Origin of the sequence: Methanosarcina horonobensis HB-1 = JCM 15518 (assembly GCF_000970285.1) — an archaeon.
Lineage (GTDB): Archaea > Halobacteriota > Methanosarcinia > Methanosarcinales > Methanosarcinaceae > Methanosarcina > Methanosarcina horonobensis.
In genome coordinates this window covers 4,338,114-4,350,494 of sequence record NZ_CP009516.1, presented here as the reverse complement: position 1 = coordinate 4,350,494, position 12,381 = coordinate 4,338,114, and the positions used below count along the sequence as shown (strand labels likewise).

Annotated in this window: 12 protein-coding genes; 6 read left to right on the top strand and 6 right to left on the bottom strand. The window is 44.7% G+C overall.

What is annotated here, in order from left to right; genetic code table 11:
- The first annotated feature begins 48 nt into the window (after window positions 1-48).
- From MSHOH_RS18940 to MSHOH_RS18915, 6 genes are all read left to right on the top strand, one after another.
- Window positions 49-1,020, top strand: coding sequence for a class I SAM-dependent methyltransferase (locus MSHOH_RS18940; protein ID WP_048142037.1), 972 nt, complete (start codon window positions 49-51; stop codon window positions 1,018-1,020).
- Between the two features lie 281 nt (window positions 1,021-1,301).
- Complete coding sequence (locus tag MSHOH_RS18935; RefSeq protein ID WP_048142035.1) at window positions 1,302-1,484, top strand: hypothetical protein; 183 nt, start codon at window positions 1,302-1,304, stop codon at window positions 1,482-1,484.
- Between the two features lie 21 nt (window positions 1,485-1,505).
- Window positions 1,506-3,227, top strand: a complete 1,722-nt coding sequence (gene oadA / locus MSHOH_RS18930; protein ID WP_048142033.1) for a sodium-extruding oxaloacetate decarboxylase subunit alpha — start codon at window positions 1,506-1,508, stop codon at window positions 3,225-3,227.
- A gap of 22 nt (window positions 3,228-3,249) precedes the next feature.
- A complete protein-coding gene (locus tag MSHOH_RS18925) occupies window positions 3,250-4,731 on the top strand; it encodes an acetyl-CoA carboxylase biotin carboxylase subunit (protein ID WP_048142031.1) in 1,482 nt (493 codons plus the stop codon).
- A gap of 117 nt (window positions 4,732-4,848) precedes the next feature.
- Window positions 4,849-5,826, top strand: coding sequence for a biotin--[acetyl-CoA-carboxylase] ligase (locus tag MSHOH_RS18920; RefSeq protein WP_048142030.1), 978 nt, complete (start codon window positions 4,849-4,851; stop codon window positions 5,824-5,826).
- The gene (locus MSHOH_RS18915) at window positions 5,771-6,430 is read left to right on the top strand and encodes an S-layer protein domain-containing protein (RefSeq protein WP_239451060.1); all 660 of its coding nucleotides are present in this window, start codon (window positions 5,771-5,773) and stop codon (window positions 6,428-6,430) included. Before MSHOH_RS18920 ends, MSHOH_RS18915 begins: the two co-directional genes overlap by 56 nt.
- A 206-nt stretch (window positions 6,431-6,636) precedes the next feature.
- Here MSHOH_RS18915 and MSHOH_RS18910 read toward each other — a convergent pair whose 3' ends face one another.
- The 6 genes from MSHOH_RS18910 to MSHOH_RS18885 all read right to left on the bottom strand — a co-directional run bounded on the left by MSHOH_RS18910 (window position 6,637) and on the right by MSHOH_RS18885 (window position 12,047).
- Window positions 6,637-7,599 (bottom strand): coiled-coil protein, encoded by a 963-nt coding sequence (locus MSHOH_RS18910; RefSeq protein ID WP_048142020.1) that lies wholly within the window; start codon window positions 7,597-7,599, stop codon window positions 6,637-6,639.
- 30 nt (window positions 7,600-7,629) lie between these two features.
- Window positions 7,630-8,253, bottom strand: a complete 624-nt coding sequence (locus MSHOH_RS18905; protein ID WP_048142018.1) for a hypothetical protein — start codon at window positions 8,251-8,253, stop codon at window positions 7,630-7,632.
- Between the two features lie 141 nt (window positions 8,254-8,394).
- Window positions 8,395-8,685, bottom strand: coding sequence for a DUF424 domain-containing protein (locus MSHOH_RS18900; protein ID WP_048142016.1), 291 nt, complete (start codon window positions 8,683-8,685; stop codon window positions 8,395-8,397).
- Window positions 8,686-8,829: 144 nt separating this feature from the next.
- Window positions 8,830-10,935, bottom strand: coding sequence for a minichromosome maintenance protein MCM (locus tag MSHOH_RS18895; protein WP_048142015.1), 2,106 nt, complete (start codon window positions 10,933-10,935; stop codon window positions 8,830-8,832).
- Between the two features lie 124 nt (window positions 10,936-11,059).
- Window positions 11,060-11,818, bottom strand: coding sequence for an RNA methyltransferase (locus tag MSHOH_RS18890; RefSeq protein ID WP_048142014.1), 759 nt, complete (start codon window positions 11,816-11,818; stop codon window positions 11,060-11,062).
- 31 nt (window positions 11,819-11,849) lie between these two features.
- Window positions 11,850-12,047 carry a 4Fe-4S dicluster domain-containing protein gene (locus tag MSHOH_RS18885; RefSeq protein WP_048142013.1) on the bottom strand — a complete coding sequence of 66 codons (198 nt, stop codon included), beginning with the start codon at window positions 12,045-12,047 and terminating at the stop codon, window positions 11,850-11,852.
- Between the last annotated feature and the right edge of the window lie 334 nt (window positions 12,048-12,381).

Below are 12,381 nucleotides of genomic sequence, written 5' to 3'. Positions count from 1 at the left end.
ATCTCTTTTTCGAAATCTTGATATTGGATTATTCGAATCTAGTGAAACATGCTCTTACAGGAACTCCTTGGCATAGATGAAGAGATCTACCTTATAGAAGAAAGTTATACCTCCCAGAGAACTCCTGAGCGTACGCTCCAGTATCTTAACAGATTCCGAAACTTCCCCGATTCAGGGAACACTCGGGTTATAAGGGTCAGGGAGGCAGGGCACACACTGGGGTTGCTGTTTTTCAATCCTGCAGACGGAGACGTTCCTGTAGACTTCTGGTCAGTGTTTACCGGAGCCTTTGCCCCGGCTGCTCTGAAAGCCAGATTTGAAGCCCTTGCAGATTCCCTTCTTGCCCTTAACCCTCCTGAAAAGAATGTTGAACTTTCTTACGAAACCTGGCTGAGCGCAGTAAATGAATATTACTCTCTTATGCTTGTTAACCGGAATCTCTGTGTGAGTTGTTCTGTCAGACCAGAGTCTTACAGCAGTGTTTTTTCAGAAAACCGCATAAACAGAGTCACAGAAATTCTTGAGCTTCTACGAAAAAAAGGTTATTATCCAGAAGGCAGACTTCTTGAGGTTTGCTGTGGGAATGGGATGTCAACGCTTGCACTTTACAGATCCGGGCTGGATCCCCTGGCAATAGAAATCAATAAGTGTACTGTCTGTCAGGGACTCGAGCAGCAGGTACTGAACCCTCAAAAAGTTATGGTCATGGATGCAACAGCCGTCTCGAGATACTTCGACCCTGGGAGTTTTGATGCAGTAATGGGTTTTATGCTGGGGCTTATCTATGAATTTAATAAAGAACTCTGGATCCGCATTATAAGAGAGGCTGTTTCCGTTGCAGCTGATGGGGCAGTCCTACTTTTTACAGTAAGCAGCAAACCTGAGATTGAAATTCTTGCCAACGCTCTCTCTAAGGCAGGGGTTGAGGGAGAGATTGTGGATAATAAAGATGTAGAGGGTGCTTATGACCAGTGGCTCTTTGTGGGGCGGAAACAAAAAAGTGCATTATCCATACAGTGAGTTTTTGTAGAATTTTCCTTTTGTTTATATCCTCTTTTTTTCCTTTTTTCTATCAGGCTCAGGAACTTTTTGTCTTTTTATTGTAATTATTTTTCAGCCTGAGAAGCTTCATTTTAATAGGTCATTTCCTAATGTTAACGGCAGCGAAAAGTATTTACTTGTTAACAATGGTATTATTAAAAATATTCATATCGACGCAAGACTCATTGAGTTTTGCAGTATATATCCGTAATATTAATTTTCTCCTGCTAAACTATGCGGTACCGGAGATTCGGTTCTATATGACCGGACTAATCCCCTCTCCAGGTAACTGCAGGTTCCTGCAATCGACCGCTATCAGGAGAGTTCTATGCTTTGACAGAACCGGATCAAAAGACAAGCTCAAACAGGTCCAATATACTCCGGAAATCCGAAACAGTCTCTCTGGAGAATACATGATTATTTCAATAGATCTCGTTTTTTGATTCGATTTAAGAGGCTCATCCATGCGCGTAAAAATTACTGAAACCGTCCTCCGGGACGCACACCAGTCCCTTCTGGCAACCAGAATGCGGACAAGGGATATGCTCGAAGTGGTGGAACAACTGGACCAGATTGGGTATTTTTCCCTCGAGATGTGGGGAGGTGCCACCTTCGACTCCAGTATTCGCTACCTTAACGAAGATCCCTGGCAGCGCCTGAGGGATCTCAAGAAAAAGATGGACAACACATATGCCCAGATGCTGCTACGCGGCCAGAATCTCGTAGGGTACAGGCACTATTCGGACGATGTGGTTGAAAAGTTCGTCACCAAAGCCTATGAAAACGGCATTGACATATTCCGGGTTTTTGACGCGGTCAATGATATCCGGAACATGGAACTTTCCATCAAGGTGGCAAAAGGACTGGGAGCTCATGTTCAGGGCACGGTCTGTTACACCATAAGCCCGGTACATACTGTAGAAAAATATGTGGAACTTGCAAAACAGCTTGAAGAGCTGGAATGTGACTCCCTCTGTATCAAAGATATGGCAGGGCTTCTTTCTCCCTATGAAGCTACTCAGATAATCAGTGCCATGAAAAAAGAAATCTCTATCCCTATTTCTCTCCATTGCCACTGCACTTCGGGAATGGCTCCCATGAGCTATATGGCAGCCTGCGCTGTCGGGGTAGATGTTCTGGATACAGCTCTTTCTCCTCTGGCATGGGGAACCTCCCAGCCTCCTACAGAGACAGTTGTCGCAGCCCTTCAGGGAACTCCATATGATACAGGGCTTGACCTTGGAGCTTTTGAAGAGGCTGTCAGGTACTTTAAAGACCTGAAAGAAAAGTACCGTGGAATTCTTGATCCCATTTCCGAACAGATCGACACGAATGTTCTTATCTACCAGATCCCGGGAGGTATGCTCTCAAACCTGGTTTCCCAGTTAAAGGAGCAGAATGCCCTTGATAAATACGGGGCAGTACTTGAAGAGATGCCAAAAGTCAGGAAAGAGCTCGGTTATCCACCTCTTGTTACTCCTACAAGCCAGATTGTAGGCACACAGGCTGTGCTCAACGTGCTCATGGGAGAACGCTACAAGGTCATTCCAAAAGAGGTAAAAGACTATGTACGCGGGCTCTACGGACGTTCTCCTGCCCCGATAAGCCCTGAGATCATAGGAAAGATCATAGGCGATGAAGAACCGATTCACTGCCGTCCTGCAGATCTTCTCAAGCCTGAGTATGAGAAGAGGAAAAAAGAAGCAGAGGAAATGGGCATTGCAAAATCCGAAGAGGACATCCTCACATACATCCTTTACCCGGCAATTGCTCCCAAATTCCTGAAAGGGGAAATGGAAGAAGAGACCCTGGCAGTTATCGCCCCTGCTCCCGCAGCTCCCAGGGAATATTCAATCCCGACTCACTTCAAGGTCGAGGTAGACGATGAGGTCTACGAAGTTAAGGTAGAGCCTCTCGGCGGCGGCGTTTCCATCTCCGAAGCGTCTCCTAAAAAGCCAAGTGCCGAATCCGTCAAAGGAGGAGTTACCTGTTCAATGCAGGGTATGGTGCTTTCCCTTAAGGTTAAAGTAGAAGATGCTGTCAAAGAAGGGGATACCGTAGCTGTTATTGAAGCCATGAAGATGGAAAATGCTGTTCATGCTCCGCACGCGGGAATCGTTAAGGAAATCTTTGTTGCCGAAGGGGACACTGTCGCTCCCGGTGACATAATACTGTCAATCGAGTAAATTGGACAGGGTGGAAGGTATCATGTTCAAAAAAGTACTCGTTGCAAACCGCGGTGAGATAGCGATAAGGGTTATGCGTGCCTGCCGGGAACTCGGAATTTCAACTGTAGCCATCTGTTCCGAGGCCGACAAAAATGCCCTTTTTGCCAAATATGCAGATGAAGCCTATTTAATAGGACCTGCCCCTTCCAGCCAGAGTTATCTGAACATGGAAGCCATCATTGCAGTTGCAAAAAATACCGGAGCCGATGCAATCCATCCCGGCTACGGCTTTCTTTCCGAAAACCCTGTCTTTGCAAAGCGCTGTGAAGAAGAGGGTATTATTTTCATAGGTCCTCCGAGTCATGTAATCGCTGAAATGGGAAGTAAAATCAGGGCTCGGCATCTGATGATGAAAGCCGGAGTGCCTGTTGTGCCCGGAACAAAAGATGCGGTTGAGGACCCTAACGAAGCCATGGAAGTTGCGGAAAAGATCGGTTATCCCGTCCTTATCAAAGCGTCTGCCGGAGGCGGAGGAATCGGGATGAAAGTCGTTCATTCCAGAGAAGAGCTTGCTACGTCCTTAAGTTCAACGCGGCAGATGGCAGGTTCTGCTTTCGGGGACTCCTCAGTATTTATTGAGAAATACGTAGAAGAACCCAGGCACATCGAGATCCAGATTCTCGCTGACTCTTACGGTAATACGGTTTACCTTTCGGACAGGGAGTGTTCCATTCAGAGAAGACACCAGAAGTTAATTGAAGAAGCTCCTTCCCCTATTATGACCCCTGAACTCCGGAAGCAGATGGGAGAAGCTGCCGTAAAGGTTGCAAAAGCAATCGGTTATGTAAACGCAGGAACTGTCGAGTTCCTTTATTCTAAAGGAAACTTCTATTTCCTCGAAGTCAATACCCGTCTGCAGGTGGAACATGGGATCACCGAAATGGTCACTGGTATTGATATTGTGAGGGAACAGCTCAGGGTTGCCTGGGGCGAAAAACTCGAATTCGGGCAGGAAGATATAGTCATTGACGGGCATGCAATCGAATGCAGAATAAACGCTGAGGATCCCTTAAACGATTTTGCTCCCTCTCCAGGAAAAATCCGGAGGTACCGTTCTGCAGGAGGGCCCGGAGTAAGAGTGGACAGTGGTGTGCATACCGGTTATACGATCTCTCCTTATTATGACTCCATGATTTCCAAGCTCTGCGTCTGGTCAAGAAAAAGAGAAGACGCTATTGCCAGGATGGAAAGGGCACTCTACGAGTATGTGGTTGTAGGAGTAAAAACCAATATTCCCTTCCATAAAGCTGTCATGAGGAATCCGGCATTCCGTAGAGGTGACCTGACAACCGGTTTCATCGAAGAGCAGAATATTCTTGAGGCTGTGGAAAATGTTGTCAAGGCTGATAGCGAGAAAGGGGCTACCCTGGCTTCGGCTCTTGAGGCAAAAGACAAGAAGGTTGCAGCGATCACAGCTGCGGTACACGCCTATGTTAACATGGCCCAGAAAACACAGCGGTGACGCCGTTTACTCTTCGGAAAACAGGAAAGAGAAATTCCAGCCTTTTATGGATGAAGCATATGTCTGGACTAAGAGAATATATAAGGTGGAACATATACATTTGTATGGGGTGCACGGATGGGAGATAAAAGATCTCGAATTATTAAGGCACTTAAAGATGCACAGAAGACCCCTGTTTCTGGAGAAGAACTCGGGCTCAAGCTTGGAATTTCCAGGACAATGGTCTGGAAATACATAAAGTCTCTCCAGGCCGACGGATATGAAATCGAATCGTCCCCCAAGAGGGGTTATGTCCTGAAATCCGTGCCTCAACTCCTGTACCCTGATGAGATCCAGATGGGGCTCAAAACAACTCTTCTGGGCAAGAAAATCCACTACTTCGAGGAAGTTAGCTCCACTAACAGTGTTGCTAAAGAAATTGCAGCTTCAGAAGAAGAAGGAACCCTTGTTATCGCTGAGATCCAGAAAGGAGGCAGGGGCCGCATGGGCAGAGAATGGGTCTCACCTCACGGCGGGATATGGATGTCAGTAATCCTTAAACCCGGGATTCCTCTCAGGCATGCCTCAAGGCTGACCCTTGTTGCCGGGCTTGCAGTTGCAAACGTTATCCGTGAAATAGGGCTTGACGCCCGCATCAAGTGGCCAAATGATGTCCGTATTAATGGAAAGAAAGTTTGTGGAATCCTTACCGAAGCAAAAGCCGAAGTGGACAGAGTGGATTATGTGGTGCTGGGAATAGGAATCAATGTAAATATGGATCTGAAAGATATCCCCGAGTCTTTCCGTGCAGGTTCGACCACTCTGAAAGTGGAGCTCGGAAAACACATCAGAAGGGTTTCGTTCCTTCAGGACTTCCTTTTAGAGCTTGAGCAGCAGTATATAAGCTTCAAAACTCAGCCGTTTTCCCATATCCTCAATGACTGGCTCGCTCTCTCGGACACGATCGGTAAAGAAGTAAAGGTCACCACACCTTCCAGGATTATTGAGGGCAGAGCTATCGGAGTGACTCCTGACGGAGCACTTATAATCAGGAAGGCAGATGATACGAAGGAAGAAATTATTGCAGGTAGATGCATTTATGCGCGCCCCAAATGAATACGGAAGAAAGAGCAGGAAAGGAATGAGACTCATCCCTGGACTTTTTTTTTCCGTAACTGTCTTTTTTTTATTTTCGATTCTCTTCTCCTGTGCAGTCTTTCCTGCCGCAGGTGCGGACGACGAAAGACTTTCTATTATTTTAATTGATGGTGACGAGATTTATGTGCGGTCAGGCAACTGCTACACTTTCTTACAGGGTTATCAAATTTATGTAAAAGGCGCCAATTCTGAAGATAGCAGGGTATGGATAGAACTGCGCAGAAACGAAGTTTTCCTTGAAGACGCTATTGTCGGCGTGGGCGACACTTTTGTATATTCTAATAATTCTACAGAGATTCTGAATCTCACAGTGGAAACCATATACGGTGGGGCAAACGGAGTGCTGGTAAAGTTCTCTCCAGTCTATCAGTACCTTGACCCTAAACTTCCTATGCCCCAGACACCGGTGAATCCTCCTGCCAGCAGCTCTGATAACAATTCCTCTATTCCTCCTGTATTTGAAAATCAGGCAGAAGGTTTTGATTTGCCTATCTTTCTTTTGAGCATTGGAGCAGTGTTTTTGATTACTGGCGTTTTTGCGGGAGCATATAAGAAAAAGTGATTTTAAGAAAAAGTGATTTTTTTTGAAAAGAGAATTAAAAAAGAGGTTAGTAACCACTGATTTATCATAATTATATAAAGCAGAAGTCGGTATTTTGTGTGGGAACCGAAATCTCGGACTAAAGTCCCAAATAAAAAGAAAAGTCTGAAACAGACTTCTTAAAACCGGCTTCCTACTGCCTTTTCCTTGCTCTTTCTTCCTGATTCTCATTCGTTTGTAGAGAACTTTACATCTCCTTTTTCTATGAGAAGCTTAAGGTCTTCCAGACTGAGACGAGCATTTTTCTGTAGCTTTTCGCGGGCATCGCTGTGCTTCTGGCTTACTTTATGTTCATCTTTTGTTAGCTGAAGGTCTTTCAGTCTGTCAAGATATAACGAAAGCTCTTTCCGACTGTTGGCAATACTGTTTTTGAGGGGATCGATTTTTTCTTTAATGGAATTTATGTTTGCAATTTTGTCTGTAAGCTGAGCATGATATATGTTTGCTTCTTTTCGAATTTCGTCTGCGTTCTTGAAATTCTCGAGCATTTCCAGGTGACAGGCCTGAGATTCATCCGAAAGTGCCTGGATTTTTTCGTGGAATTCGTCCCCTTCTTTATGGATTCCCTTTGACTCTTTATAGCTGTCCTGGATCTGTGCGTGCAGCTCATTTGCCTTCTTTGCAGCTTCAAGGCGTTTACTCAGGTCGTTTAATTTCTGGAATATCTTGATTTCCACAGCAAGGGGGAGATCTTTGTTTAAAAAAGCATCAAGCTCTGCCTCATACGCTCTTGAGAGGGATTCTACACTTCCGTGAGAGAGTTTATTACACTCATCACGCTGTTCCTTGAGGTCCGCAATTCCAGAAAAAAGCTCCTGGGTTTTGGAGTTTATGCCGCTTCTTTTCTCCTTGTAGTCACCAATCTGCTTATTAATCTCGTCCCGTCGATCTCTAAGTGCCTGTGCTTTTGCAACCCTTTCCTTTACCTGCTGATTCAGAGCATCCCTCTTTCCTTTCAGTTCGTCGATATCGGTCCTGTTCATTTTCAGGTCCTTGAAAATCGAAGCCAACTGCCTTTCGCTTTTCTCTATCCTGCTCCTGAGCTCGTTCACCTTGCCCTTGAGCTCCCGTTCGTTAAGGTTTGAAAGGTCGGCCGTTGCAGTTTCCGCTGTTGAAACGTCGTTGTTCATGTCCTACCACCCACGTGTTTTCGAAAACATTCATACTTTTTGTTTTTCCCAGTAACTCAGGGCTTCTTCGTGACTTTTTATTTTACTGCCGAGCCATTTGTGCTGGGGTTTATTTTTGGAAATTTCGCTGTTTTTGCTGCCGTCATCCTCTTCAAGTTGTTTTTCTGACTCTTTTATATCTTTCAACTCCAGATTTGAGTTTCTGGCTTCCTCCAATCTGGCGCCAATATGCAGGAGAAGAGCATCTCCCACTCCTTTTTCTCTGGAAAGTTCGCGCAGGTTTTCCATAAAAGAGTCTTTTATTTTCTGTTCTTCTTCGGGTTCGATCTGTCCTTTGAGTTTTTTGATATCTTCCTTTATTTTATCAGCAGTTACAGGGTCAAGCTTTGGGAAAAGCTCTTTTTCGAGCAGTCCTTCTGCCTGATGGTAATACTGCTGTCTTTTTTCTTTCAGGACTTCTTTTCGCTCTGCCATCCGGGTTCTGGAGATCCTGGCATTTTTTGTGTCTTCTTCAAACCGGTTCAGTTTGCTTTCCAGTTCTTCAAACTCCTTACGGTACTCTTCCAGGAATCTCCTGTGTTTTTCCACAACTCTGGGAATCAGTTCCCCTTCTGTCAGTATTCTGATCCCGGCTTCTTCGATATTTTCGCTCACAGTATCACGATCTTGCAGTTTATTTCTTATAGTTCTACGTTTTTATCAAGCTCTGGCAGAGCCAGCCCGGAAGTTATCCAGGGAATTGCCATACCCGCTCTTTCAGCCGTTTGCACAACTTTTGAAGGCCGCCAGATTTTTTTAAATTTTAAAGGCCTGGGCATGAGGTACGCAATCGATCATAATTACGGAGTCAGGGTCGATAAACCCACACTTTATGGCGCATTTGATTGTTTTTTCCCCGAAGAGATTTGCAGTAGTAGCTTCTTCCAGAGCTTTCTGGAGTTTTTCTTCAGAAACAAGCTCTCCTTCATAAAAAGCTCTGCTTATTTCCACTGTAGTATTACCATGTTTCAGGGTTTTTCCGAGCACTTCCTTGTCACAGGCTGCAACAAGTATATGCCCTCCATTTTTATAGACTTTTAAATACATGTTTCCCCTTTTTAAATAATATTTCGCCCTTTTAGTATTTACAGCTTAACCATCATTGTTTTATCTTCGGGCAGAAATTCCCGGCTGCGAGAACTTATGCTATGCAGCAACTTTCCCGGATTATGAGATATCGTTGTTTTTTACTTAATTAATGAGCCTGATGTGATTTTGATCCGGAGAGAGAATGTCGCCTCTCTGCTTCATCTTTTTTATATACTCCTCTGCGTGGCCTCTGTCTATCCCGTGCTCGCTTTCAGCCTCTGCGTAGACTTCTTCGAGAGGAGCTTTGGCCCCTGGATGCCTCTCACAGACCTTTTTTATTATATCTTTAAGGAGTTTTATTTTGTTTCTCTGGCTCATGCTTGTGCCCGAAGCAAGTATATCTGCGTCAAGAGCTCCTGTTTCTGGATCGACTCCTACATTTTTAAGACAGTTCATTACTATTCTGATAGTTCGTTTTGCGTCCTCAAGGGTGACTATATTACTCAGGCGGACCCGTGCACTAGCTTCGGAGAGGCGAACCAGCGCTTCAAGCTGCCTTGCTGTCACGGGTACGGGCGTATTCTTACCTTCTCCGCTTTTCCTGAGGCCTGTATAAAAATCGATAAGGTGATGTCTCGCATCTTCTTCCATTACCGGATATACATTTTTTCGTGAGTATGCAACATACTTCCGCATAATTTCTGCTTCTATCACAGGCTTAATTACTTCCAGTTCTGCATCAACAAAATCTTCTGTAATGGTAGACCCGGGAAGTTTTTGCCGCTGTTCGGAGAGCTCTCCCGCATAATGCGACTGGAGAATATGGTTTGCTATTCTGCTGTCCATAGAATGGTTTGGGGTATCGAGCAAAACGAAGATCAGGTCAAAACGTGAAAGCAGGGCAGGAGGCATATTTATTTGCTCTGCAAGTCCCTCGTACCTGTCAAAGCGGCCGTATTTCGGGTTTGCAGCTCCAAGAAGGGCACACCTTGACTTCAGGGTTGCAATAATCCCTGCTTTAGCTATACTTATGGTCTGCTGTTCCATTGCCTCGTGCAGAGCACTCTTGTCCTCTGTCCTCATCTTGTCCATTTCGTCAACTGCAGCAACCCCCATATCAGCCATGACAAGGGCTCCACCTTCTATTGTCCACCTGCCGTCATTCATGTCATCTTTCACGGCAGCGGCAGTCAAACCGCTTGCAGATGCACTCCGCCCTGAAGCAAAGACTCCTCTTGGAGAAAGTTTGACCACATAGCGAAGCAGCTGACTTTTTGCAATACCGGGGTCACCTACGAGCATCATATGGATATCGCCTCTTGTCCTCGAGCCGTCAGGAAGGTTTTTCACAACTCCTGAAAAAAGCTGGAGCGCAAGGGCTTCTTTGATATCTTCATATCCGTAGATAGACGGTGCAATGGATCCTATTATTTTGTCATAAATTGCCGGATCACGGGAGAGCTCAAGGATCTGTTCCTCGTCTTCGGGAGTTATTTCAAGCTCATCGAAATCTTTGTCCAGGCGCTCGATGGAATTTGCTTCCAGTACGAGGTCGTAAAAAGTGGACTTCCCATCTTTAAGGGTTCGCTGCCTTGATTTCAGGACTCCGTTGATTATTACACGGTCACCGGGGGTAACATTTCCTGTGAGATCGTCTTCAGCATCCACTTCAAGACTCTGGGGCTGCGAACCTCCCTTGAGGTTTTCCGGAGATTCCTGGATCTGAAGTTTCTGGGCATCGATAAAGGTCGAGTCTTCAATTGCAACCTTGAAGGGTCCTTTCTTTCCGCAAGTCTCATTTTCACAGCCTGCAAAAGGCTCTTCGAATTTGAAGCTGTTCTGCTCCACAATGGTCAGGTGCCCGCATCTGAGACACTGGAAGGCAGCTTTCGTGATTCTTGGCCTGACTTCTGTTGCTTTCCTTATCATGCCCTCGATTGCAACAAAGCGTGAGAGATGTTTGCTTCTCAGTTCCCTGATAGGAACCCTGTTCGGGATTTTTATAACCCTTATATGAGCCTGCTCAAGGCTCTTTTCCACAGGCAGGTCGATTTCTTTCAGGGCAGCTTCAGCTGCAAGTATGAGTTCTCCGGGCTGATCAAGAAATTCTTTCGAAAGCTCCCTGTCAAACTTTTCTATATCTGTAAAATCGACTCCGAGACTTCGCTGGTCAGGATATTCGTTTGCCAGCTGAAGGATTTCATTCCAGTAGTAGTCTTTGAAGAATCTTTTTAGTTTCTCGTCCCACTTGCTTTCTGTTTCAGTCATAACATTCTCAAAAGTTGGCTTTTATGTAAAACTTCTATCTTTGATCAGGTTGTTTCTACTTGAAAACGATCCTAAAAAAAGTCAAAAAACGTATAATAGATTCTGATGTAAAACAGGTTTATTATCATATGAACTTTTCTATGCTTTCCGAATCTTCCGCTTTCTGCAGGGCTTCTGCCTCTGATGCAAGCCTCATTTTTCTCTCGCTTTTCCTTATTATGCCCCTCAGAGTCTGGACTTCTCTCGGAGTAAGTCCTGCTCTTCCGAATATCCTCCTCAACATCAGAGAGGTTTTGTCTTTTTTGTGAGCCGGATAATCTATTTCCTCAAGCAGCTCATCCAGGTGCCCGTAAAGAAGCTGCAGGTCAAAGCCTTCGGCAAGTGGGTTGCTTCCTCCTTCAAGCTCAGAAAGTTCGTAAAGCACAATTGCAACGGCGTGAGAAAGGTTCATAATCGGATATATTTCCGAAGTAGGGACTGTGATGAGCATGTCAAACTTTTTAAGTTCATCATTTCTAAAGCCGTTGTCCTCGCGCCCGAAAAGGACTGCGATAGTACCGCTGTGGCCTTTAAGCTTTTCTTTTAATTCCTTTACAGTATAAAGAGGGAGGCGGATATGTTCTCCCGTTTTCAGGCTTGAGACTCCTGTAGTCCCTATGAGCAGGTCTGCACCTTTTACGGCTTCTTCAAGTGTTGAGGCAATTCTTGCCCCTTCGAGTACATCCCTTGCATGAGAAGACATTGCTCTGGCTTGCCCTTCAAGTTCACAGGGATTTACCAGAACAAGGTCGGAGTATCCGAAGTTTTTCATCGCTCTTGCAACGGACCCAACATTTCCCTGATACATGGGTTCCACGAGTACTACCCTAATTTCAAGTGACAAATTTCTCAATCCTGAATGTGTTTTTTTAAAATCAGTTTTCAAGGGTAATTGCATCTGCCATGCAGACAGTCGTGCACATCCTGCACGCCAGACAGTAAGAGGGGTCCTTCACAACACAGACCTTTTTACCATTTTTTTCTTCTATGGAATAAACCCTCGGGCCTTTAGGGCATGCAGCCTTACATGCTCCGCAGCCTGTACATTTTTCCTCATCAATATAAATTTTCATGCTGGTTATTTTCCATCCGTTTTAATGTATTTCTTATCTTTTTAGAATATCTTATAACTCAATTTATATATTTACATTTTATTTTATTGCACTTTTATAATTCTATCTACTGTAATTTCTTTATCAAAGTATGCAGAGGTCTTATTCATTTCCTTGATATATTAGAGTACGCTTTAAAATTAATTTATGGGGTTAAACTGGGTATTTAAATGCATTAACGAAATTAAACACAATGACCCGAAAAAAAAGTCATTTTGTACACATACTATTTTATATTGTTTCGAGCAATATATTCTCTGAACTGGTACTCTCTTTTACGGGTCCAGAAGTTTAA